Below are 23746 nucleotides of genomic sequence, written 5' to 3'. Positions count from 1 at the left end.
CAACCATGACCATTCAATTTGGCGGCCTGGCCACAGGCCTGGATACCGGCTCCATCATTGAAAAACTGATGGAGCTGGAACGGCAGCCGGTGAACCGGCTTGAAAACGATAAGACATGGCTGAACAACCGCTTAAAGGCCTTTACCGAGCTGGACAGCAAGCTGAAGTCCTTTGGTGAGGCCATCAGCACCCTGGGTAAGAACGACACCCTGTTGCAGCGGGCAGCCAGACTCAGCTCGGATGCCTGCTGTACTGCCACAGTTTCCAGCAGTGCCCAGGCCGGGGCAGGCTACCGGATTGAGGTTGTGGCACTGGCCCAGGTGCAAAAATCAGTGGCAAATGGTGTTGCCAGTCGGACTGAGAACAGTTTTGGCACCGGTTCTCTGACTCTGACCGTGGGCGGTGAGAGTCAGAGCATTGAGATCTCGGCGGAGAACAACTCCCTGCAGGGCATTATGCAGGCCATCAACAGTGCTGAACTCGGCGTGACCGCGGCCATTATCAACGACGGCACTGACACGCCCTTCCGGCTTGTGCTGACCGGCAACGATGTGGGCCGTGACTTCAGCCTGACCAGCAGCTTAAGTGGCGGTACCGACAGCCTGACCATCGGGTCGCCGGTGCAGGAGGCAACCCGCGCCCATATCCGGGTGGACGGCATTGACATCTTCAGCGACTCCAACACAGTGAGCGAGGCAATCCCGGGAGTGACCCTGGATCTGTTCCAGGCTGAGCCCGGCAAGATCACGGATCTGAGTGTATCTGTAGACCGGGAGAGCATCAAACAGACCATTGAGGCCTTTGCCAAGGGGTACAACGAGGTAATCAAGTTCATTACCACGCAGTCCACCAGAAGCGAAGGCAAAGGCGGTATTCTCAGCGGTGATTCCGGGGTCAGCACCATCAAGCGTCGGCTGCAGACCATGCTGACCACACCCTTTGCCAACTCCGGAGTCTTTTCCACGCTGTCGGAACTCGGCTTTGAAACCCAGAAAGACGGTACCTTAAAGGTCAATGACAAACGACTGTCCGAGGCTGTGGACAACAACCTGGACAGTGTGGTCAAGCTGCTTGCCGGTGACGGAGGCGAAGACGGCATGGCCAAGCGCATGCGCGAGTATGTGGATTCCATCACCAGTGCCTCAACCGGCCTTTTAAAGGGACGTAAAGACAGTATTGACAGTAACATCAAAAAGATAGACAACCGGATCGACTCCATGGAGATGCGTCTTGAAAAACGGCAGAAGATGCTGGAAACCCAGTTCAGAAGCATGGAAACACTGGTAAACGGCCTCAATGCCCAATCTTCATACCTGACCCAGCAGATGAGCATGCTCACCAACATGATGAGTGGAGGCAAGAAATGAGCGGATACCCCAACCAGTACCTGGCCAGCACGGTTTTTTCGGCCTCGCCTGAACAACTGCTTCTGATGTTGTACGATGGTGCCATCCGCTTTATCAGCCTCGCTATCCAGGCGATTGACAACAATCAGATTGACCGGCGAACCCTCTTCATCAACAAGACCACAGCCATCATCTCGGAGTTTGCCGCCACCCTGGATCACAGCCGGGATGCGCAGCTGACCGCTGATCTGGATGCCCTGTACCGTTACATGCTGACCCGGATGATGCAGGCAAACCTGAAAAACGAGGCAACCCCGCTGATTGAGGTAAAAGAGATGCTCGTTGATCTGCGCGCCACCTGGGCACAGGCCATTGAGATCAACAAAAACGAGAAGCGCGCTGCAGCCGGTATACCGACCGGGCCCGAGGCGGCGGCAACCTATCGACCTCTGGCAGCGGCGATGTAATGATGGAAACGTTTACTCTTCTCCACCAGATCGTTTCCCGGTATCAGCAGCTTGATCAACTGAGCATGGAGCTTGCACAGGCTGCTGTGCAGAATGAAGAGGAGCGTATTGCCGAACTGCACGGGCAGATGGAACAGCTCCAGGAAAAGACCAGAACAGATGACGCCCTGCTGATGGAGCAGCTTGCCGGCCAACCGCTGCTGCTCGATCATCCGGCAACCCGGGCGTGGCTGCAGCTGATGCAGGGTATCCACACCCGCAACCAGCAGCTGCTACCACAGGTACAGACCAGGCTTGCCCACCACCGCAGCGAACTGCACACCCTGCACAAGGGTGCCTCGTCGTTACAGGGGTACCGTTCAGGGGCGCGACCGGTGGGTGCGCTCCTGTCTTCTGCCGGATAGTCCCTTCAGGTAACACCTTGTCCTCTTTGCACAGGTGGTCGGCACTCCTCGATTCTTTTCGGTTTTCTTAAAAATTTCTTTTCTTCCTCAACTGCTTGTGGCAAGCTACTTACAGAATCCTTTTCATGCACAAGAAGGTACGCCATTGCCACTGTTGACGAACTTCCTCAGCACCGTTAAAGACGGAACCGCTGTACGAGCGGCAATACCTCTGGTTGGCATTGCCACAGAAGAAAAGGTGTACTGTTTTTACACAAAAGGTGAATTGCCGAACTTTATCCTGTCGTTTCCGGACAGCACGTTCTCTGCAGAACAGGTTGACAGCAGTCGTTCCTGTCTCGTGCACTTTGAATTTACCAATCAAACGGTCTCCATCACTGCCACCATCCACAGTGTTGTCAGCAACAGTGCCCTGGAACTGACCGCCAAAGCAACTGTTACCCATGCCCATGCACGAAACTACTTCAGAGTAGACGCCGCCACGCCGATTGCGGCCTCGTCGGTGGCACAGGAAGCTGTTGTCAGTGAAGAAGAGAGTTGGCGACTGTTGGGAGACACCATTGATTTAAGCGGCAGCGGCGTACTGTGCAGTTTTCATGAACCTCTGGAACCACATACCCGGGCCAGAATTGAGTTAACCCTCCCCGCCCGCGGCACGGAAGTGATCATTGCCCTGGGCCATGTGGTACGGTGTCGGAAAATAAAAGAGCACTTCTATCACATCGCCCTTCACTTTGATGTGATCGATACGGAAAGTCAGGACAAGATCATGGCCTGCTGTTTTGAGCTGCAACGCCGGTATCTCCGCATGCGGGTGCGTTTGGAGGGTATTGAATCCCAGGCTTCTTAAGCTGGTGCAGGCCTAACTTTTTTTCTTTATAGGTTGTGTGAGTGCCCGTGACTGCTCTTACTGAAATTCTCGACAAACTGTATAACAACGCGCGTACAGTGGTTGATCTCCCTGGAAACGAAAACGAGTACTTTCGCTCCGAAGCCGTGTTGGCCAAAAAAGAGGACCACAGCCTGGAGCTGGTGTTTCCTCCCAATGCCTTTCGCGCTGATGCTCTCCAGACAGGGGCCGACTGCATCCTCAACATAGAGCACTCGGGCCACACCGTCAGTCTGATTGCACAACTTGACAGGGTGATCGATGATCGGCGCCTTGGCTTCACCGCCCATAAACCGCTCTCCCCGGAATCGTTGCGCAACTATTTCCGGGTATCCATTCAGCTGCCGATAGAGGCCCGCCACGAGGGAAATCAGACAGAAGACGACACAGCGGACTGGACCATGAGCGGCACCACGCTTGATCTGAGCGGCGGCGGTGTACTGGCTGTTTTTCCGGAAAAACCACCCAGCCCATCTCGCATTCAACTGACCATCACCACCTCTGCTGCTGAGCCGCCCATCATATGTTCGGCCGATGTTATCCGCTCGTACAGGATCCGGAAAAACAAGTATCAGGTTGCCTTTCATTTTTCCGATATAGCCGCCAAGATACGTGATCAGCTCATCTCCTGCTGCCTGCAGGAACAGCGACGTCAACTGCGGGAAAACGCCGGTAAGCTGTTTTGAACAACAACACTTCAGAAACAGCACGCTCAGGAAGTGCTGCTGCTTTTGCACGGTGCACTCAACAACCATCCTCCCAATCCGGTATCACCTCACCGACCTGCAGATGCTGCTGCCATGCCGGAAAACAGACACGTTCGCAAACCCCGGGATAAAAGAGAAGATCTGCTGTGAATCCCCTGGCCGCCATCCCCAGGATACACGCCTCTCTTCCTGTCCGCCCTGCAGGTGAGCAGCAGGAGCCCCCGGCCTTTCATCAGGGGCAGCTTTTACGTGGTGTGGTCAATGCCAAAAGCGGTGACCAGCAATTTTCCCTGACAGTGAACGGGCAGACTCTGACAGCCCGGACAACCGTCAACCTGCAGCCCGGCCAACAGCTCCACCTGCAGGTGGTCTCGCTGACCCCACAGGTAGAGTTGCAGATCATCACCAATGACCCGGCCAGACAGCACCTTGTCACCCTTTTGCCCCTACTCTCGCAACAGACTTCGCTGGGCCCGGCATTATCAGCACTCACAACGGACACCGGACTTCTTGAGCAGTTAAACCCTGCGTTGCGGGCAACACTCCTCTGGTACGCTGATACTGCCCAGGGGTTCGGCCGCGTGGTTCAGGATGGTGCTCTGTCGGCCTCCCCGGCATTCCGGCAGCATGTACAGGCAGCAGGCGCACTGTTGCAGCAGCTGGGCAATGATGCCCTGCTCCCGCCTGGCATCACACAGTTTGCAGCAGAGCTGGCAGCCTTTTTCACTGCAGCCGCCGACAGAGGTGAAACGCCATCGGTCCTGCAGTTTCTCAGTACAGCCACATTGCCGGGTACAGCGATCATCGATGGCCTTCTGCGCGCCGCCATGGAGCAGATTGAGCACAGTACAACACTCACCTCCACCGCCCTTGCCCCGCTCTTCTCTCTTCTTGCAGAAAACAGGGAGAGTTCCGCCCTGGAACGGCTTGCGCAACTGTTCGGCCTGTTGACGCAGGCAGACAGCGGACCGGAAGAGGCATCGTGGCCCAAAAGCGGTGCCCAGATGGCGGATTTTTGCAACCGCCTGGGGCTTAATCTGGAACGGCTCTTTCTTGAGGGCCGAGCAGACGAGGGACTCAACACACTCAAGTGTGCGCTTTTAGCCGCCGCACAGGCAGGACAGTCAACAGCGCAAAGTTCGGTCAGCTCTGAGCAGCTTATCCAGCACCTTGAGCTCTACCAGCTTGTGCAGTTGAAACTGGCCGGGGAATCTCTGGTCTTTTTCCCCCTCCTGTTTCCCTTCCTGCAACAGGGATACCTTTTTGTTGACCAGGACCATTCCGGCCGGCAACCCGACCACAAGAAAACCGGCAACTCCAGCGACAGTGTGACCCTGCACGTACAGCTCGAAGGCCTTGGCAGTCTGGAGATCGAGATGCACCAATCCGACGGCCGACTTCACCTTACCTTTGTGACAGAGAAGATGGAACAGGCCGACTATCTTGCCGCCTTTCGGGAAGAGCTGGAACAGTGGATTTCGAGCGCCTCCCCGATCTCGGCCCGATTCCTTCCCGGTGCTGAAGAGCCGTTTAAAAAACTGCTCACCAGGGTGATCGGTGATGCGACCTCCTTTATCGACACCAAGGCATAACAGACAGATTAAAAAAATGACTGCAGAAAAACCCGCCAGAAAACAGGCCGTCGCCCTCCTCTACAACCCGGAAAAATCCGCAGCTCCCCAGGTTGTTGCCAGTGGTTCCAACCTGGTCGCCGAAAAGATCATTGCCGCTGCTGCAGCCGCAGGGGTGCATATTAAACAGGATCATGATCTGGTTGAGCTGTTGGCAAAAATACCGGTGGGCCGGGAAATTCCCCTTGAGTTGTATCAGACCATAGCAGAGGTCCTTGCCTTTGTGTACACCGTGAACAACCGCTATAAGATGAGTAAAGAACAGGGGATGCGCACGCGTGGCGAATAAAGAGAGCAAGAGGCGACATCTCCTTGTTTTAAAAACAAATTAAAAAACAATATCTGTGCGTAAAAACCTCTTCATATAAATTTCTTTCTGACGTATACTTTTGGTATCTACTAAGTGAAACTTTGATCTTATTGATAAAATTCATCTTTTTATTTTCACTTCCAGTATTTTTTACACTGTATTTAAAATCGATTGAAAACCTTTTCTCCATACCAACTTATCTGAACGTGTACGAGGTCGCATATGAACTATGGAGTTGTTAGCCAGGAACAACTAGAGAAAATCGATGAGATCCTGACTGAAAAGCTCATACAGATAGGTGTCGACTGTGTCATCATTATTGATATGGCCGGCAATATCATCACTGCTAAAGATAACGGCACATCAAAGTATGATGTCTACTCTTTCGCCGCCCTGGCAGCAGGCAACTTTGCCACAGTGGATGCCATGGCAAAGCTGGTCGGTGAACAGGAATTTTCACTGCTGTTTCATAAGGGTGCGGAATGTAACATCCACTTCTCTAAGATTGATGACGAACTGCTTCTGATCACCATGTTCGGCAAGAGTATCTCGCTTGGTTTTCTCAGGCTCAATGTCGTGGAAACCATTGAGCGTATCAAAAAAATCTGGACCCGAAGCTGATTGACGAAACAAAGGTCCGGAGCAGCCGGCGTGACGGCAGTACTCTCCGACAACGAGCCAGAGACCTCAGGAGTATGATGTGAGTTTTATCAACCTCAGAGAAAAGATTGTTCAGGTAAAGATTGTGTACTACGGTCCTGGCCGTGGCGGTAAAACCACTAACCTTGAATACATCAACAGGAAATTTTCCAAACAGATCCAATCGGAAATGGTCAGTCTGAAGACCCACGGTGATCGTACGCTGTTTTTTGATTTTCTGCCGTTTAACATGGGTCAGATCAAAGGATATGACCTGAAGATCCAGCTGTATACCGTCCCGGGACAGGTTAAGTACAATGCAACCAGGAAACTCGTCCTCAAAGGCGTGGACGGTATTGTCTTTGTGGCTGATGCGCAGGAACAGATGCGTGAAAAAAACATCCGTTCTCTTAATCAGCTCCACGAAAACCTGATGAGCTACAATGAATCGATTTTTAAAATACCGCTGGTCCTCCAATACAATAAGGTCGACCTCAGAAATCAGGGAATACCCATTTTGCCGATCTCGATCCTGGAGAAGGATCTGAACAGTAAACTGAAGGTGCCAACCTTTGAAGCCAGTGCCTTGACAGGGTTTAATGTACCAGAAACACTCAAAAAAATAATTTCATCCACGGTCATTTCCCTTCAACGAAAACTCATGTAGTGAAGATGAGCCGTAAAGCTAACACTAGAGTCGGTTTATGAAAAAATTGCAGCGCGACCAAGTTTCCTCAATCGATGATTTTGAAGATCTGACACTATTTGCAGATGAATCATTTGATACAGAAGATGTCGATCTCTTCGAATTCACCAGTGAAGAATCTTCGCCATTAACGCGACTTAAATCAATTATTCTCTCACTTGACTGGGAAATCAATGATGAGATCCTGCAAGAACTTGCAGATGAGCTACAGAATCTGCAAACAACGTGGCAGGACGATAAAGTTGCTGAAACGTATCTGCAGGGATTGGAAAAAATCGGCAACTACATCCGGACAAAAGGAGCATACGCTCATCCGAACTCCATAAAACTCCTCCTGACGTTCTTCTACAATTTTGAGAAAATAATCTCTTCTGATCAGATTACAGGTGACCAGATCACCCAACTGCTCAAAGGTGATGTCAGAAAGTTCAGAATTCTGCAGTACCAGATCAAACAGAGTGAAACCCCGTCGGTAACGGAACCTCCACCCCAGATTGAACCTTCTGTTCCCACCGGCACCGGGTCTGCTGCAGATGGAGATTTAACCAAACAGCTCATCGCCGCCATCCTCAGCCTTGACTGGGAGGTGACGGATGAGAGTCTGCGCCAGTTCAGCCGTGCTGTCACTGATCTGCAGCAGGCTGTTGCTGAAAACAAATCCGCCATGGTCCTGATTCAGGGCCTGCAGGCCTTAAGCGACTACATCGCGGAAGAACGCATTGATGCGCATCCGGAGTCGTTTGTCCTGCTCCATTCATTCAGTGAAGGTCTCAAAACCATCCTGCACAAGCAGGATCCTCCCATCAGCCGGGAGACAGTGGAGGAAATTCTTGTTGACCAGATCAACCGCCTCAACAATCTCAAGATGGCTATCACCACGCAGGCCAGTGCGCCGGTGGATGAACAGCTTATCAGTGCGGTGGTTGATGAACTGAGCGATGTCTCCCCTAAGGATACCCGGCAAACGGTATCACTCTCTTTTACAGAGCCTTCGACAACAGAGCAGATCACGGAAACGGCCCAGGACGATATAACGGCTGCAACCGACGATACAGATGTGGCAACCGAGCATCTTGAAGCAGAGATTGACATGTTTTTCGAGATGGATGCCATGCCGGCCATGCCGGCTATGGAGTCGGCGGATGTACAGTATCCTGACGAGATTCTTCCACCCGATGCCATTCAACCGGTTGACGACGAACTGGCCGATGACTTCATAGAGTCCCATTTAAGCTCCAGACGCGGTCTGACACCGGCACTCACCGATGTTGATGAGACCTCTGCCTTTACTGCAGAGGAAGAGACGTTTGCACTCCCCGGCCAAGATGACCTTGCAGCAGAGCTTGATCTTCTTTTCAAAGATACCGATGAGCCACCGGTCACCTCACCGGCAACAGAAGCAACCGGGGACAGCCTCTCCTTTGCTCCGGCCGGTAACGAACCAATAGCCGCGTTGAGCGATACCTTCAAACCTATTGAATCGGCCCTGCATGATGCTGATGTCGCTGATGCTCCGGCAGCACTCCACGCTGACCTCACGGCAGAAGAAGATCAGGGGCTCTTTGACATTCAAAACGAGCTCGATAAATTTTTTACCGATAGCACTGCGGAACCGGCACTGACCTCAACTTCAACAGGTGAAGAGAACGAAAATCGTCAGCAGAATGGATTGTTGGATGTTGACACCGACATCCCACCGGCGCTGGCCGGCACGGATGAGGAGCAGGGGTTTTCTGAAGAAACGGAGATCGCCGCCCTTGCATCCTCCCCATTAAAGGGTATCGAGGAAAAACTGGATTTCTTTTTTGGCAACGACGGTGAGGTTGCCTCAGACCTGTCGGATTCCTTTGAAACGGCAGCCGACACACTGGATGAGGCATTGGCGCTGGATCTGAATGACCAGGATCAGCGCCTGGAAACAGATGCAACTGCGGCGATGATGGCAGCAGGTGAGCAGTTGCAGCAGCAGGCGGCAGACGGGACGGATAATGAGCTCGAACAGGCACTGGACGACTTTTTCAACGAACCGCAGGGACCGGTCACAGTGCCTGCTGATGATACCACCGTCGATGCACTGACCAAAACGCTGGAAGCCACCATTGAGCATCAGCTCCAAGCAACAACCGCGGATATTGCCGAGGTACAGCTTGCCACCCTGGGAGCCCTCCTGCCTGCGGTTGTGCGCACACCTTCACGGCAAAATCTGGCAGACGCCCTTGCCGGGATCAGTACCTTAAAACAGGCTGAGCTGACAGGTGATCAACTGCCTCTTCTGCAGATACTCGAAACAGTTCTGACACTTTTAACAAGACTGCCCGGCAGAGATGGGGCAGCCACGGAAAAACTCATAAACCACGTATACGAACAGCTGCTTGCCGGTACCGGTAAGGCTGGTGACCTGTCGGCAACGGTCGGCCGTTTCACGGGCTGGTTACTCCAGGCAAGCTCGGTTTTACCGACTGTACCGGGCGTTGCTGAAGAGGAAAACGATCCGGAGTTCACCTACACCGCAAAAGAGCTCTACTTTGAACTGGCCGACCTTCGTTCGCATATCCGCAATGAGTTGGCGCAGCTCCGCCACGATGTGCTCCACCACAAGTAATGTTTCCGCACACCTGTCTGCAAAGGGGCCGAACATCTGTTCGTGCCCCTTTTTTATTTGCGCGGATCAAATGCTTCCCGCAGGGCTTCACCGATAAAGATCAGCAGCACCAGTGTCCCGACCAACACCACAAACGTCGACAACGACAGCCACCAGGCATCGATATTGGCCTTCCCCTGGGCCAGCAATTCGCCCAGACTGGGAGTTGAAGGCGGTACACCAAGCCCGAGGAAATCAAGGCTGGTGAGGGCAAGGATCGCTCCGGACATTCGAAACGGGAGAAATGTGATCACCGGAGTCATACTGTTTGGCAACAGGTGTCTGGTCATGATCGTGAAGTTGTTCACACCTAACGCTTTGGCTGCCTTCACGTACTCCATGTTCCGGCCCTTCAGAAATTCCGCCCGGACGTAGTCGGACAATCCCATCCACCCGAACATGGAAAGCAGAACAAGCAACAGCAGTATGCTGGGCTCAAAGATGGAAGCAAAGATAATCAGCAGATACAGTTCGGGCATGGATCCCCAGAGCTCGATAAAGCGCTGGCAGAACAGGTCAACCCGACCGCCGAAAAATCCCTGCACAGCACCGGCAACAATACCCAGCAGCATACCCAGTGCGGTCAGGGTCACACCGAAGAGGACGCTGATGCGAAATCCGTACACCAGGCGGGCCAGCACATCCCGACCACGATCATCGGTACCGAGGTAGTTGTCTGCACTGGGTGGAGCCGGAGTCGGACGATCCAGGGATTGATTAATTGAGTTAAAGCTGTGCGGATTGGGAGGAAAGATGACAAAATTACCGTCTCTGGTCAGCTGGTCATGAATAAAAGGATCCCGATAGTCAGTTTCTGTTGCAAAGTCGCCGCCAAACGTTGTCTCCGGATAGGATTGCCAGAACGGATAGTAGTACTGTCCGTTGTAGTGGACAAGCAGCGGCTTGTCATTGCTCAGCACTTCGGCAAACAGGCTGACACCAAACAAAGTGACAAACACGACAAGAGCGACAAGACCGCGACGGTTTTTCTTAAACCGAATCCATCGTTTGCGGGTAACGCTGATCCTTTTCGTTTTTCTTTCCATCTCCATCTCTGTCAGGTACCTACTGCCTGCCCTCAAAACTGATACGCGGATCAACCAGTACATACGACAGGTCGGAAAGCAATCGGGAAAAAAGACCGATGATGGTGAAGAAGTACAGTGTACCCAAGACAACCGGATAGTCCCGGTTCATGACCGACTGGTACGCCAGCAGGCCCATACCATCAAGCGAGAAGATGGTTTCAATCAACAGGCTGCCGGTGAAAAAAGCAGTGATGAAACTGCCCGGAAAACCGGTGATGATCGGAATGATGGCATTGCGGAACACATGTTTATACAGGACCTGCCCCTCCTCCAGCCCCTTTGCCCTGGCCGTTATCACATACTGTTTACGAATCTCCTCCAGAAAGGAGTTCTTGGTCAGCAGTGTCATTACCGCTAAACTGCCCACTGTGGAGGCAATAATCGGCAACACCATATGCCAGAGGTAATCAAGCACTTTTCCAACAAGACTCAACTCGGACCAGTTGTCTGAAACCAGACCGCGCAAAGGAAAAATATTCCAAAAGCTGCCACCACCGAAGAGGACAATCAGCAGGATACCTAAAACAAAACCCGGAATAGCATAACCGATCAGAATAAATGTGCTGGTCAACACATCAAAAGTCGAACCATCCCTCACCGCCTTGCTGATCCCGAGGGGAATACAGACGGAGTACACAATCATAAAACTCCACAGGCCCAGTGACATTGAAACCGGTAACTTAGAGATCACCAGCTGGGCAACACTCATATGGTGGTAATACGATTGGCCGAAATCAAAGACCAGATACTGACGGATCATGGAAAAAAATCTCGTCAGGGGTGGCTGATCAAAACCATAGATCTTTTTCAGCTGTTCAACCCTTTCCTGGTCCAGTCCCCTGTTCCCCTGGTACAGACCGCTGCCGGCGGCGGTCTCCCCACCGCTGCCGTACCCGCTCAGCTCAGCCATCAGTCGTTCCACAGGTCCGCCGGGGACAAACTGAGTGACAGTAAAGGTGATGAGCATGATCCCAAAGAGAGTCGGAATCATCAACAGGATCCGTTTACCGATATACCAGGCCATCCGCCGCTCCTTTTACAATTACTGCACGTACGCAGGCAGCCTGAACAATCCGGATTCGCGCTGCAGGTCAACTGTCCCCGGCTTACCTGATCCTGATGTTACCAATTCCATCAGACTCGTCATCCACTGTTGTGCTCTTTTCGAAAACATGCGGCATGGGTCCTGCTGAGGATGAGCGAACAACCGGCTCACGGGGCTGCTCATGCTGCGGCGGCACATAAACGGGTTCCGGTACCCTGACCGACTCCACTTTGACCACTTCCGGTACGACCACCGGTTCCGGTGCCGGTTCCGTCATAACCCGCGAGCGCACCATCGTCACAGCCTGTTCTGCGTTCGACATGCTGCTGACAGCGGGTTGTTCAACAACCTGCTCCTGCCGGACGGGTCTTTTCAGAAAGACCAGCACCCCGTCCTTCAGAAGGGTCACGCTCACCAGCTCCCAGCCCTGGCTGCCCAGCTGGTTCAGTGCCTTTTCGATCTCCTCATCATCAACATACTTATCACCAAGCAAGCCATCCTTTGTTAACTCAAAAAGAATAGTCTGATATTGCCACAGCATTGTTCACTCCCTTTTCCTGATCACTCATCAAAACCCGATAACTTCCACATTAAAGCCAAACTTCCACAGACAACTGAAACAACTTCTGTACAGAGTACAGACAATCAGGCTGACAGGGCATGCAGCTCTTCAGCTATCAGAGCTATGCCGCGCTCTATATCCGACGCATCCTGTGAATAGGTAAGACGCAGACACTCTTTCGTATGTTGCCAACCCACAGGCAGTCCGGGGAAAAAATAATCACCGGAAACCACAATCACGCCCCTTGCCTTGAGACGCTGGTACAACTCGCGTGCAGAAATCGGCAGACCAGGCAACCAGAGCCAGAGGAACATTGCACCTTCAGGAACGTGTATCTTATACTGTAACCCGGCAAGCCGCTCGTGAATCCAGGCCAAGGTCTGTTCCATCTTATCTTTATAAAACGGGCGAATCACTTCCTGGCTCAGCTGAATAATTTCACCTGAGCGGACGATGTCGGCTGTCAACATTGCCCCGAAGCTGCTGGTTGCCAGGTTCACCACGGCATTTGCCCCTGCCACCAGATGCACCAGCTTGCGATCAGCGATGATGATACCGGTGCGCACCGCCGGCAGACCGAACTTTGAAAGGGACATGCACAAGACAACTCCCTCCTGCCAGATCGGGGTGGCATCGGTGTACACCATGGCCGGAAACGGGAGGCCATAGGCCGAATCAATGATAAAGGGGATACCGTGCTCTCTGGCCAGACGAGCAAGCTTTATGACCTCCTCGTCCGTGAGCACATTACCTGTGGGGTTGGTGGGGCGAGACACACAGATTGCACCGATCTCATCGGTGATGGCGATCTTATCGAAATCAACCCGATACTTAAAGAAATGCTCATCAATCATTTCGATACGCGGTCGCACGCTCACAAAGAAATCCTCCACCAGGCCCAGATCGGCATAGCCGATATACTCCGGTGCCATGGGCAGCAGGATCTTACGTTTGTGTCCCTCTGATGTTGTTCCGGCCAACAGATTAAACAGCAGGAAAAAAGCAGACTGGCTGCCGTTGGTCAGACAGATGTTCTCCTCATGCACGTCCCATCCGTATTCCCGCCTCAACAGGTCTGCCAGAACCTGACAGAACTCTCTGTTGCCTTTAGGGGGATCATACACGCCGAGCAACCGCCGCAATGCTGTCGCATCCTCAGTCAATCCCTGTAATCGCTGTGCCATCCGTTCCTGGATCAGGGGAATGGTGCCCGGGTTGCCACCACCCATCATAATCGTATCCCCCCGGGCCAGGGCATTGCCGAGATCATCCATTAACGAGAGAATGCCGGAACCGGACGATAACTTTTCACCAAACGCAGAGAGCGTAACCACTGTACATCTCCATGGTATTTTCTTTTTAAAAGGACAACACGTTCTGCAACTCAATAAGCGGTCTGCTGAATATGCAGCAGAGCAGGGAAAAACGAAATTTTACCAAATTTTGTGGAGAAATCCACCGGCTATCGGGTTTCAGAACCATCATAAGCATGCCGGCTACCGTATCACCACCGGCACTGAAGAACAGACCTCTTCTCTGTGGTGCCGTGAGCAGTTATCGTTGGACAAAAAATTGACACGGTGTTCCGGAAGACAGCAGTACAACCCGGGAAGGCAGATCCCGGCTTTTAAAACCATAGGCGCGGCACCCTCTGGGGTGCTGCTGCTCGTACGTGATAAAAAAATGTTTACACCGAACACAGTCCGGAGCGGTCTGTCTCTTCACAGTGTTGACTCAAACTGCCGACATTTTGACGCGTCTCCACACCCTTCAGGCAATATCCGGTCTTTTGGGATAATCAACAAAGACCAGCTGACCGGTATCCGGTGCAAGTCCCTGCCAGGAGGGCTGATGAAAGGCCAGGGCAACAATACCGCCTGTTGGAATACTGTCAATATGCAACCCGCCGAGCATGTTGGCCAGGTTCGTGATTGCAGGGTTGTGACCGACTGCCAAGAGGGTCCGCACCTTGGGGTCGACAGTCTCCAACAGCCCGATCAACTGGTGTACAGATGCCAGATACACCAGAGGTTCAGCCTGCAGCCTGTCCAGTGGGTAGGCCAATTGATCGGCATAGTAACGGGCTGTTTGCAACGCGCGTTTTGCCGGACTGGTTATGATCAGGTCGAGCTGTACACCGTGCTGCAGCAGACGACGCCCCATCTCCGGCGCATCTCGCTCGCCTCTTCTATTTAAAGGCCGGTCAAAATCACGCACCGCAGCATCATCCCAGCTTGACTGAGCGTGCCTGCAGATAAGGAGCAGCCTCCATTCCTCAGATCTGAAGATATCGTTCATTTTCATGTCACAGACTCACACAGGTTACTGCTGCCGCTGATCATGCACCACCCTGACAACCGGTTTGGCCACTCTATCTTAAAATGCCGCAAAACAGGAAAGACAGAACAGGGCAACACCTCAGCATATTCCTTCTTCCGGGCCACTGCGACTGTACTCAGGCATGCTTCTGTTTTCCTGAAAAAGCGCTGCAAAAACCTCAGCAACAGCACTGTCGTCAAACCGGGCAAACGCTGCAACAAAATGACTGCGCAGTTTCTGTTGTTCTTCCCTCAGACTCTGTATCAGTGCATCGAGTGCCACAGCCTGTTCAAGGTGCCTCTGACCTGCAACCGGCAACCGTTCCCGGGTATCACGAAGCATTTTCTGCTGCACGGCCAGATCATTAAAATCTCCAAGTACATCCTGCAACCTCTTTAAATGACGCAACAGAAACTCTATATCCTGCTGCGGGTACAGGCTGTGGAAAAATTCGATGGCATAGCGGAGTTTCTTGGCCTGAATACGCAATCGATGGACTGCGGCATCGGGTGTTTCTGCATGCAAAAAACGACCATCTCGCACGACTCGTTTAAAATGTCTGCAGATGATTCGCCCCGCTTCTTCAACAGCAGGCCGATCAGCTGAAGGTGCAGGCGGCTGCGCAGCGCTGCTCTGCAGAGTATGCCGCCATGCGTCCAGCTGGTTTCGGGTTGATGCCGCCCCCAGTCTCTTCACCATCTCTGCATGTTCAGCCCGCCGTCTGTCTGCAAGGTCTGCAAAAAACAGGAGCAATCCAGGTTGCAGTGCCGGCGCCAGTCGCTGCACATAGGCATTTTGACGCTGCAAGTAGACATCAAGATCCCGAACAGGCCCGGTGATGCTACCAAGAGAGCGGAAAATCATACGGAATCGTTTTGTCACCTCATCAGGCAGCACCTTTTTCACCAAACTCAGGCCGGATCGGGTACGACGGATAGCCACCCGCATGTCGTGCAGGAACTCTCTATCCCAGTCAGCAAGCACACCGGGGAGGTTACGCTCTATACTCTCCAGCAGTTTCAAATAAATACGGGTCATTGCCCCACGGGCCGTACTGTGGCCCTCCAGTGCAAGGACAAATTTCGAGCTGTAGTCCAGCGGTTGCCGGCCATTCAGCCGACAGCCCTCTATAAATCCGATATGTGGTGAGACTTGTCTGTGAACACCTGCAGCTGTCAGTCCATGGCGGACAAGAGCCGCCGCTGAATCTCCGCACACATCAAGTAGTCGAATCAGCTGATACTTCGGACCACCGACGGGTTGCTGTGTTTCCAAGACAAGCCTGGCAACGGGTGTTTCTCCCTGAGTGTGCAGACAGACCGTACGTTTTTCCACAGACACGGATGTCAGGGGGAAAAGACAGCGGCAACCCAGCACAGATTCCAGCACCTCCTGCAACCGGCCGGAGGGAAAATCACGGGCAAAGCAGTTCTCCTGCAGTATCGGACCGTCCTGCTCAAGCGTTTTCTCCCCGGTATCACGGCAATGTAACGTCCAGCAACGATCTTGACAGTGCAACAGATATCCGCGCCGGTACAATCGCCAATCAAAGGAATCGGCATAGACAACAGTCGCGGTCTGAACAGGGGCACACTCACAGGTAAATGCCTCACTCAGTGCACCAAGAAGCGTTTCGAGCAAAAAACCATCAGGTATCTGCCAGCTGTCTGTCCGGTGCTGCGGCATTGTCCCCTTGCTCAACTCCGATAATCAGCGTTGATTTTAACGTAGTCGAAAGAAAAATCACAGGTATACATCTCAGCAGCAGCATCTCCCTCACCAAGATCAATGGTGACGGTAAAGGCACGCTGTTTCAGCACGTTCGTGGCCGCTTCCTCCTGTTCAGACCCCAGAAAAATTCCCCTGTTGACCAGCATGACGTCATCAAATCGTATGGCAACCCTGTCTGGATCAAAGAGGCAATCAGATCGGCCAAGGGCGGCGATAATTCTTCCCCAGTTGGCATCTTCACCAAAAAATGCCGTTTTAACGAGTGCTGAGTTGGCAATGGTCCGGGCGGCATGCAGGGCCTCCTGCTCAGTACGGGCGCCGGTGACTCTGATGGTGACCATCTTGGTGGCCCCCTCACCGTCTGCCACGATTTTCAGGGCCAACTCTTTGAATATGTCATACAGCGCAGCATTGAACAATGCAGCAGCCTCTGGATGATCGGCATCGATCAGGGTGTTACCGGCTTCACCGTTGGCCATGACCAGCACCATATCATTCGTCGACGTGTCGCCGTCCACTGTGATGCGGTTGAAACTCTGCTCTACTCCCACCTTCACCGCCTGATCTAATGTGGGGTGATCAATGCGGGCATCAGACACGACAAAACAGAGCATGGTCGCCATATCGGGCATGATCATGCCCGACCCCTTGGCAACACCAAGCAGCCTCACCTCAGCCTCACCTATCAACACGGTTGCCGTGGCAACTTTAGGAACCAGGTCTGTGGTCATAATAGCCTGTGCCAGCTGGTCAAAGCCATCGGGGGAAAGACCGGCAACCAGCTGCGGCATGGCCCTGGTAAAGGGTTCCACCGGCAGCTGCTGGCCGATGACGCCGGTGGAGGCCACCTGTACAAGATGCGGATCAATGCCCAGCTCCTGAGCCGCTGAACCGGCGGTTGCCACAGCCGCGTCCATACCCGCCTGCCCGGTACAGGCATTGGCGTTGCCGCTGTTGACAAGAACCGCCTGGCACAGCCCGGAGCCAAGGCGTTCCATGGCAAGAACTATCGGTGCCGCCTTCACCTTGTTGGTGGTGAACATACCGGCTGTCACCGCTGGAGTCTGTGAAAAAATAAGTCCCAGATCATATCGCCCGGCATATCGGATACCGGCCTGAACCGCTGCAGCGGAAAAACCTTTCACTTGCATGGACTAGCCCTGCCTTTTGTTGGAAGTTATCGGATAAACAGTCTGTGTAATTTACTTAGATACTTCATAAAAAGAAAGCGTGAAGCCGATCTGGACAGGTAATTTCCCTTAAGCGGTCACAAAAAAAGTGTGCGGAATGTATGCGGTAAGGCTACTGTGACTGCGAGCAGTACAAACAACCGTCTTCTGTGCACACACGCTACCATTTACCTGCAGGGTGTTCCGACCAGCGCCTTCTGCTTGCTGTTGCCGGCTCCCAAAAACAAATCAACATGATCGGTACACTCTCCCTTGACCTGACCTCCTGGATTCTGCTGACCGACCTGGTCATCCGCTTTAGCTTTTCACTGCGGATCATCATGCGTAAACGCGCTGCCAGCATCTCTTTTGCCTGGCTGACGATCATCCTCCTGCTCCCCTTTGTCGGTGCGGTCACCTACCTGCTCTTTGGCGAAAACAGACTCGGTGAACGCCGGGCCAGCCGACTGCTCAAAGGTCGCCCCATACTCAAACAATGGGCCACCTCTTTGCGAGAGATACCTGCTGTTGACTGGCAGGCTGTCAATCCGGAGTGCCGGCCGCTCAATCAGCAGATTTTTACAACCACCGGGATGCCGACCATGCCCGGTAACCAACTTGAACTGATCGACACTGCCGAACTTTTTTTCTCAAGACTCATCACCGACATAGACCGTGCCCACTTTAACTGTTCCCTGGAATTTTATATCTTCAACGAGGGGGGAGGGGTCGATGCCGTGATCGAAGCGCTGATTCGTGCTCAGGAGCGAGGCGTGACCTGTCGTCTCCTGCTGGACAGTATTGGTTCCAAACCGTTTCTCCGCAGCCAGAGTGCAAACAGGCTCCGCAAAGCCGGTGTTGAAATACGAGAAGCCCTGCCGGCCGGTCTTATCCGGGCGTTGTTTATCCGTATCGACCTGCGCAATCATCGTAAGATCGTCGTCATTGATAACGAAATCGCCTATACAGGAAGCCAGAACCTGGTTGATCCCAAGTTCTTCAGGCAGGATGAGCAGGTAGGGGAGTGGGTGGATGCCATGGTTCGGCTTACCGGACCGGTGGTGGAGTTACTGGCAGCCGGATTTCTTTTTGACTGGTTACTGGAACGCCGGCAATGGCCCACCAGATTAAAAAAGATGATCGGCATCCAGCCCGTCTCCGCAGCCGGGGACGCTTTGGTCCAGTTAGTTCCGTCAGGACCGGGGTACGGTGAAAGCAGTATTCATGATTTTCTGTTGACCGCTATATACGCCGCCCGACATGAACTGGTTCTGACCACGCCTTACTTTGTTCCGGACAACGCCATACTTGCGGCTCTGCGCTCGGCAGCGCAACGGGGCGTTGAGGTGACGATTATTGTTCCTGAAACCAATGATTCACGCCTGGTTCATTATGCCAGCCGGGCGAACTTTACCACGCTCAGCCAGGCCGGTATCCGCATCATGTTCTTTTCCGGCGGCCTGCTGCACACCAAAACCATCACCGTGGACAATGATTTCTGTCTCTTTGGTTCAGTCAATCTCGATATGCGAAGCTTTTGGTTAAATTTTGAGATGACCCTGGTGATCTACGACCAGGTGTTCACAAACACACTCAGATCACTGCAGCAGGCGTACCTGCACAGGTCGCACCAACTTGATCTTGCCGTTTTCAACAACCGTCCCTACCGCCAGCAGCTGCTTGAAAATATCGCCCTGCTCATCGGTCCCCTGCTCTGAGAAGCCGTCCGTGAATAAAGATAATCAACACCCCCATCGTCCCCATCGGGGGATGGAGGCTTGCATCTCATCGCAATGAACATCCTGCTGATCAGTGATATCCACGGCAACTTTCCGGCCCTTGAAGCTGTGGCCCGTGCGGTTGCCGGGATAGACTGTACCCATATCCTCAACTGCGGCGACTCGCTGGTTTACGCCCCTTTTCCCAATGAAACCATGGGTTGGTTACGTACACATCAAGTCCTGAGTATCAGAGGCAACACTGATGACCGGGTGATCAGACTGCTGCAGGGCAGGACATTCAAAAAACCGGCAAAGCCTGAGAAGCGCATCATGTACACGAGCAGCGCTGCTGCACTCACCCCTGAAAACGCCGCCGACCTGCTCAGCCTGAAAAAACAGAGGATCGTACGACTCGGGGACACCTTACTGGGCCTTTTTCACGGAAGCCCGGCAGATCATGAAGAGTTTCTGACAGCAGCAACACCTGATGAACGTTTTGAACAGCTGGCAGGGGAAACAGCCTGCAAGATCGTGGTCATCGGCCACTCCCATACCCCTTTTCACCGGATCGCGGGAGGGGTTCATTTTATCAATCCCGGTTCAGTCGGCCGGATGTTTGACGGCTGCCCTGATGCATCGTTTGCTCTGCTGAGCATCTCCAAAAACCGCATTGATGTCCAGCATCACCGTGCAGCCTATGCTGTTGAAGCCGTGGTCACCGCCCTGCAAAGACACCGGTTACCGGCTGTCTATGCTGAGATGTTCCGCACCGGCACAAAACAGAATTAAATACCGGATCATCCGCTGAGAGCGGACCGGTGCGCCTCTTTTATCCGTTCAGCCACATAGGCGACAGACGCCTCTGTGCAGGTGTCTAGATCAAAACACAGGGCATCCTCGCCGAGCAAACCACCGGGAACCTCTGCACCCAGCTGGTCGGGGTCCTGAATCATATCACCAAAAAAACAGACGGAGAGCCAGCGCGGTTCATCCTCAATCACATCGATCATCACAAACAGCGGCCGGTTGGTTCCGGAAACAGCCCCCCGTAACGAATAGGTCACACCGGGTCGGGGGTGAAAAGAGACCTCGACCCCTTCAAGATTGGTGAGCAGCTCCTGCAAACGGATAAAGCCCTGTCTGTTCCCGTCCGGACTCTCGGCCCACTGTTCAACAAACGCCTGTACTGCATCCATTGCCTTCCCCTCCCGTCATTTTACAGCCTGTAACAGAGCATAAGGGCCGATGACTATCATCAGCTGCTCTGACCACAGCACCTCTTGTACTTTTTGCCGGACCCGCAGGGGCAGGGAGCGTTACGGCCGACCTTCTCCTCGGCCCGTTGAATCGGTTTCCGGTCCTTCTCCACCCCGTCTTCGCCGCTGGAACGTTTGGCCTCAGCCAGTTCACGCTCGCGCTGCTGCCGCCGTTCCTCCTCCAAACGGGCCAGCTCGTCATCCTGGACCAGCTGAATACGCATCAGGTTCCCTATGGTATGCAGCTTTACGGCATCAATCAGGTTACGAAACAGCTGATAGCTTTCCCGCTTGTACTCATTCAACGGGTTTTTCTGACCATACCCCCGCAAGCCGATCCCCTCTTTGAGATGATCCATGTGCAGCAGATGCTCTTTCCACAGAGTATCCACCATCTGCAGGAGCACCATGCGTTCGAGTTGTCGCATCTGTTCAGTGCCGTTGCGGGACTCCTGATGTGCATAAGCCTGGGTGACCATTTCGTGCAGCTTTGCAGCAAAAGAGTCGCGATCCAGTGCCTCCCGCTCTTCAGGTGTCCAGTCGAGCTGAAGGTTGAACACCTGACCAACCCGCTCTTCAATGGCCGGCCAGTCCCATTCTTCAGCCAACGTCTTGCCGGCGGTGCAATCGGTCACGATCTGCTCCTCAAGGTCGACCAGCATATCACTGATAATCGGCTGCACATCCTCACCTTCGAGGACCTCAAGACGCTGACTGTAAATAACCTCCCGCTGCTTATTCATGACATCGTCATACTCTAAGAGATGTTTACGGATGTCAAAGTTATGGCCTTCAACTTTACGCTGAGCATTTTCAATGGCCCGGGAGACCATGGAGTGTTCAATAGGTTCGTCATCCTCCATACCCAGTTTATCCATGATGGTACGGAGTCGATCAGACCCGAAGATACGCAGCAGATCATCTTCCAGTGACAGATAGAACCGTGAGGTGCCGGGATCACCCTGACGGCCGGAGCGACCGCGCAACTGGTTGTCAATGCGACGGCTTTCATGGCGACTGGTACCCAGAATATGCAGTCCGCCCAGTTCACGTACGCCTTCACCCAACTTGATGTCCGTGCCTCGTCCCGCCATGTTGGTGGCAATGGTCACTCTGCCTTTTTGGCCTGCCTGGACAATGATCTCCGCTTCCCGCTCATGCTGCTTGGCGTTCAGCACATCATGGGGAATACCCTCTTTGGTCAGCATCTTTGAAATCTTTTCCGAGACATCAATGGAGATGGTACCTACCAGAATCGGCTGGCCGGCTGCATGAACCTCTTTGATCTCTTTAACAATATTGCGGTACTTGGCCGCCTGGTTCTTGTAGATGACGTCGGCGTAATCGATACGGATCATCTTCTGGTGGGTGGGAATGACCACAACATCGAGGTTATAGATCTTTTTAAACTCAGGCGCCTCGGTGTCGGCCGTACCGGTCATACCTGCCAGCTTTTTGTACATGCGGAAATAGTTTTGAAAGGTGATTGAAGCAAGCGTCTGATTTTCCCGTTCAATCTTGACTCCTTCCTTTGCCTCCAAAGCCTGGTGCAGACCGTCTGAATAACGCCTGCCCTCCATGGTGCGACCGGTGAACTCGTCAACAATCACCACGGAACCGTCCTTGATGATGTAGTCAACGTCACGCTGAAAAGCAAAATGTGCCTTCAGCGCCTGGTTGACATGATGCAGATGATTGATGTTGCGGGGATCGTACAGGTTATCGATCTCAAGTAGCTCTTCAGCCAGGGCAACACCATCGTCGGTCAGCATGATCTGCTTGGACTTTTCTTCCTTGGTATAATGTGCCTCGGCCTTAAAATGACGCATGATCCGGTCGACCTTGAGGTACAGATCGGTGGTTGCATCAGCAGGGCCGGAGATGATCAGCGGTGTCCGGGCCTCGTCGATGAGAATTGAGTCGACCTCGTCGACAATGGCATAGGCAAACCCGCGCTGACAGTAATCCTGCAGGGTGAACTTCATGTTATCGCGCAGGTAGTCAAAACCAAACTCATTGTTGGTGCCGTAGGTGATATCCGCTCCATAGGCCTCCCGACGCTGCTCATCGTTCATTTCATGAAAGATACATCCGGTGGTCAGACCAAGAAAACGATAGACCTCTCCCATCCACTGCACATCACGACGTGCCAGATAATCATTGACCGTTACCACGTGTACACCCTTGCCGAGAAGGGCATTAAGATAGACCGGTGCTGTCGAGGTCAATGTCTTCCCTTCTCCGGTTTTCATCTCTGCGATCTTTCCCTGATGCAGGACAATACCTCCGATCAGCTGCACATCGTAGTGTCGTTCGCCAAGTACCCGTTTTGCCGCCTCGCGCACCACGGCAAACGCTTCGGGCAGCAACTGCTCAAGGGTTTCACCCTGACTGATGCGCTCTTTAAACTCAGTTGTCTTTGCAGCCAGCTCAGTGTCTGTAAGGGGCTCGACCGTTGCTTCAAGCTCATTGATCGTCTTGACGATCCTACGGTACTGTTTGATCATCCTGTCGTTTTTACTGCCAAACATCTTGGCAAGAATCCGTCCAACCATTCGTATATCTCCCTACCAGAGGGTCTTGTGATGAAAGTGTAGTCTGCGTTGAGGTGAGCGTCCTACGATCCCATACCCAGGCCGGTTCGTATCAGGGCATCCTCATCACAGTCTGGAAATTTAGGACAGTGGATACAGTCGCTCCAGATTTTATGCGGCAAATCCTGTTTGTCACAGTCTTTAAAACCAAATTTTCGGAAAAATGCCGCCTGATATGTCAGGACAAAGACCGTATCGATTTCCAGGCTTCTGGCCTCATCCAGACAGGATTCGACCAGTAAAGCGCCGATCCCGCAACCTTGTCGCTCTTCCGCTACAGCCAGGGAACGGATCTCGGCCAGATTATCCCAGCAGATATGGAGGGCACAGATACCGAAAACAGCATTTTCCTCCTCATACACAACAAAGTCACGCAGGTGATCGTACAGAGAGCTGATCGAACGCGGCAGCATGAGCCCCCTGTCGGCAAAGGTGGTCAGCAGCGAATGGATAGCGCGCACGTCACCCATACGGGCGGGCCGGATCCGGCCGGTTGCAGAGGACATCTGAGATGTAGTCAT

22 protein-coding genes are annotated in these 23746 nt (G+C 53.1%); 12 read left to right on the top strand and 10 right to left on the bottom strand.

Annotation, left to right across the window (positions count from 1 at the left end; translation table 11 throughout):
- The first annotated feature begins 5 nt into the window (after window positions 1–5).
- The 10 genes from fliD (at window position 6) to HP555_RS08980 (ending at window position 9701) form a co-directional block, all read left to right on the top strand.
- Entirely contained in the window at window positions 6–1367 is a 1362-nt protein-coding gene (fliD, locus tag HP555_RS09025) for a flagellar filament capping protein FliD (RefSeq protein WP_199261711.1), read from the top strand.
- A complete protein-coding gene (gene fliS / locus HP555_RS09020) occupies window positions 1364–1813 on the top strand; it encodes a flagellar export chaperone FliS (RefSeq protein ID WP_199261709.1) in 450 nt (149 codons plus the stop codon). The genes fliD and fliS overlap by 4 nt, the downstream gene beginning before the upstream one ends.
- Window positions 1813–2217: a hypothetical protein gene (locus HP555_RS09015; protein ID WP_199261707.1), complete on the top strand. Its 405-nt coding sequence runs from the start codon at window positions 1813–1815 to the stop codon at window positions 2215–2217. The genes fliS and HP555_RS09015 overlap by 1 nt, the downstream gene beginning before the upstream one ends.
- Before the next feature lie 97 nt (window positions 2218–2314).
- The gene (locus HP555_RS09010) at window positions 2315–3067 is read left to right on the top strand and encodes a PilZ domain-containing protein (protein ID WP_199261705.1); all 753 of its coding nucleotides are present in this window, start codon (window positions 2315–2317) and stop codon (window positions 3065–3067) included.
- Window positions 3068–3114: 47 nt separating this feature from the next.
- A complete protein-coding gene (locus HP555_RS09005) occupies window positions 3115–3792 on the top strand; it encodes a flagellar brake protein (protein ID WP_199261703.1) in 678 nt (225 codons plus the stop codon).
- Window positions 3793–3959: 167 nt separating this feature from the next.
- Window positions 3960–5405, top strand: coding sequence for a flagellar hook-length control protein FliK (gene fliK / locus HP555_RS09000; RefSeq protein WP_199261694.1), 1446 nt, complete (start codon window positions 3960–3962; stop codon window positions 5403–5405).
- Between the two features lie 16 nt (window positions 5406–5421).
- The gene (locus tag HP555_RS08995; protein WP_199261692.1) at window positions 5422–5733 is read left to right on the top strand and encodes an EscU/YscU/HrcU family type III secretion system export apparatus switch protein; all 312 of its coding nucleotides are present in this window, start codon (window positions 5422–5424) and stop codon (window positions 5731–5733) included.
- Between the two features lie 243 nt (window positions 5734–5976).
- Window positions 5977–6375: a roadblock/LC7 domain-containing protein gene (locus HP555_RS08990; RefSeq protein WP_199261691.1), complete on the top strand. Its 399-nt coding sequence runs from the start codon at window positions 5977–5979 to the stop codon at window positions 6373–6375.
- A gap of 79 nt (window positions 6376–6454) precedes the next feature.
- On the top strand, window positions 6455–7060 hold the full coding sequence (locus HP555_RS08985; protein WP_199261689.1) for a GTP-binding protein: 606 nt from the start codon (window positions 6455–6457) through the stop codon (window positions 7058–7060).
- Between the two features lie 37 nt (window positions 7061–7097).
- Window positions 7098–9701, top strand: a complete 2604-nt coding sequence (locus HP555_RS08980; protein ID WP_199261687.1) for a hypothetical protein — start codon at window positions 7098–7100, stop codon at window positions 9699–9701.
- 53 nt (window positions 9702–9754) lie between these two features.
- Here HP555_RS08980 and HP555_RS08975 read toward each other — a convergent pair whose 3' ends face one another.
- From HP555_RS08975 to argJ, 7 genes are all read right to left on the bottom strand, one after another.
- On the bottom strand, window positions 9755–10786 hold the full coding sequence (locus HP555_RS08975) for an ABC transporter permease (protein ID WP_199261685.1): 1032 nt from the start codon (window positions 10784–10786) through the stop codon (window positions 9755–9757).
- Window positions 10787–10805: 19 nt separating this feature from the next.
- Window positions 10806–11852: a microcin C ABC transporter permease YejB gene (locus HP555_RS08970; protein ID WP_199261683.1), complete on the bottom strand. Its 1047-nt coding sequence runs from the start codon at window positions 11850–11852 to the stop codon at window positions 10806–10808.
- Between the two features lie 82 nt (window positions 11853–11934).
- Complete coding sequence (locus tag HP555_RS08965) at window positions 11935–12414, bottom strand: DUF4177 domain-containing protein (RefSeq protein WP_199261681.1); 480 nt, start codon at window positions 12412–12414, stop codon at window positions 11935–11937.
- 104 nt (window positions 12415–12518) lie between these two features.
- Window positions 12519–13769, bottom strand: a complete 1251-nt coding sequence (locus HP555_RS08960) for a valine--pyruvate transaminase (protein ID WP_199261679.1) — start codon at window positions 13767–13769, stop codon at window positions 12519–12521.
- Between the two features lie 436 nt (window positions 13770–14205).
- Window positions 14206–14739 (bottom strand): SixA phosphatase family protein, encoded by a 534-nt coding sequence (locus tag HP555_RS08955; protein ID WP_233249126.1) that lies wholly within the window; start codon window positions 14737–14739, stop codon window positions 14206–14208.
- A 114-nt stretch (window positions 14740–14853) separates the two neighbouring features.
- The gene (locus HP555_RS08950; RefSeq protein ID WP_199261677.1) at window positions 14854–16440 is read right to left on the bottom strand and encodes a CHAD domain-containing protein; all 1587 of its coding nucleotides are present in this window, start codon (window positions 16438–16440) and stop codon (window positions 14854–14856) included.
- 11 nt (window positions 16441–16451) lie between these two features.
- A complete protein-coding gene (argJ, locus tag HP555_RS08945; RefSeq protein WP_199261675.1) occupies window positions 16452–17636 on the bottom strand; it encodes a bifunctional glutamate N-acetyltransferase/amino-acid acetyltransferase ArgJ in 1185 nt (394 codons plus the stop codon).
- Window positions 17637–17824: 188 nt separating this feature from the next.
- Here argJ and cls point away from each other — a divergent pair, with 188 nt between their 5' ends.
- Window positions 17825–19372 (top strand): cardiolipin synthase, encoded by a 1548-nt coding sequence (cls, locus tag HP555_RS08940; RefSeq protein WP_233249125.1) that lies wholly within the window; start codon window positions 17825–17827, stop codon window positions 19370–19372.
- A gap of 60 nt (window positions 19373–19432) precedes the next feature.
- Complete coding sequence (locus tag HP555_RS08935) at window positions 19433–20164, top strand: metallophosphoesterase family protein (RefSeq protein WP_233249124.1); 732 nt, start codon at window positions 19433–19435, stop codon at window positions 20162–20164.
- Window positions 20165–20172: 8 nt separating this feature from the next.
- Here HP555_RS08935 and HP555_RS08930 read toward each other — a convergent pair whose 3' ends face one another.
- The 3 genes from HP555_RS08930 to HP555_RS08920 form a co-directional block, all read right to left on the bottom strand.
- Window positions 20173–20571: a hypothetical protein gene (locus HP555_RS08930; protein WP_199261674.1), complete on the bottom strand. Its 399-nt coding sequence runs from the start codon at window positions 20569–20571 to the stop codon at window positions 20173–20175.
- 59 nt (window positions 20572–20630) lie between these two features.
- Entirely contained in the window at window positions 20631–23186 is a 2556-nt protein-coding gene (gene secA / locus HP555_RS08925) for a preprotein translocase subunit SecA (RefSeq protein WP_199261672.1), read from the bottom strand.
- 62 nt (window positions 23187–23248) lie between these two features.
- Window positions 23249–23746, bottom strand: coding sequence for an N-acetyltransferase (locus HP555_RS08920; RefSeq protein WP_233249123.1), 498 nt, complete (start codon window positions 23744–23746; stop codon window positions 23249–23251).

Origin of the sequence: Desulfobulbus oligotrophicus (assembly GCF_016446285.1) — a bacterium.
Lineage (GTDB): Bacteria > Desulfobacterota > Desulfobulbia > Desulfobulbales > Desulfobulbaceae > Desulfobulbus > Desulfobulbus oligotrophicus.
The sequence above is the reverse complement of the archived record's forward strand: the minus strand, read 5'-3'. Positions and strand labels throughout refer to the sequence as shown.

Bases quoted from the DNA above. Each gene is read 5' to 3' on its own strand.
- fliD (WP_199261711.1), top strand. From the start codon at position 6: ATGACCATTCAATTTGGCGGCCTGGCCACAGGCCTGGATACCGGCTCC.
- fliS (WP_199261709.1), top strand. From the start codon at position 1,364: ATGAGCGGATACCCCAACCAGTACCTGGCCAGCACGGTTTTTTCGGCC.
- HP555_RS09015 (WP_199261707.1), top strand. From the start codon at position 1,813: ATGATGGAAACGTTTACTCTTCTCCACCAGATCGTTTCCCGGTATCAG.
- HP555_RS08995 (WP_199261692.1), top strand. From the start codon at position 5,422: ATGACTGCAGAAAAACCCGCCAGAAAACAGGCCGTCGCCCTCCTCTAC.
- HP555_RS08990 (WP_199261691.1), top strand. From the start codon at position 5,977: ATGAACTATGGAGTTGTTAGCCAGGAACAACTAGAGAAAATCGATGAG.
- HP555_RS08980 (WP_199261687.1), top strand. From the start codon at position 7,098: ATGAAAAAATTGCAGCGCGACCAAGTTTCCTCAATCGATGATTTTGAA.
- HP555_RS08975 (WP_199261685.1), bottom strand. From the start codon at position 10,786: ATGGAAAGAAAAACGAAAAGGATCAGCGTTACCCGCAAACGATGGATT.
- HP555_RS08970 (WP_199261683.1), bottom strand. From the start codon at position 11,852: ATGGCCTGGTATATCGGTAAACGGATCCTGTTGATGATTCCGACTCTC.
- HP555_RS08965 (WP_199261681.1), bottom strand. From the start codon at position 12,414: ATGCTGTGGCAATATCAGACTATTCTTTTTGAGTTAACAAAGGATGGC.
- HP555_RS08955 (WP_233249126.1), bottom strand. From the start codon at position 14,739: ATGAAAATGAACGATATCTTCAGATCTGAGGAATGGAGGCTGCTCCTT.
- HP555_RS08950 (WP_199261677.1), bottom strand. From the start codon at position 16,440: ATGCCGCAGCACCGGACAGACAGCTGGCAGATACCTGATGGTTTTTTG.
- argJ (WP_199261675.1), bottom strand. From the start codon at position 17,636: ATGCAAGTGAAAGGTTTTTCCGCTGCAGCGGTTCAGGCCGGTATCCGA.
- HP555_RS08930 (WP_199261674.1), bottom strand. From the start codon at position 20,571: ATGGATGCAGTACAGGCGTTTGTTGAACAGTGGGCCGAGAGTCCGGAC.
- secA (WP_199261672.1), bottom strand. From the start codon at position 23,186: ATGGTTGGACGGATTCTTGCCAAGATGTTTGGCAGTAAAAACGACAGG.
- HP555_RS08920 (WP_233249123.1), bottom strand. From the start codon at position 23,746: ATGACTACATCTCAGATGTCCTCTGCAACCGGCCGGATCCGGCCCGCC.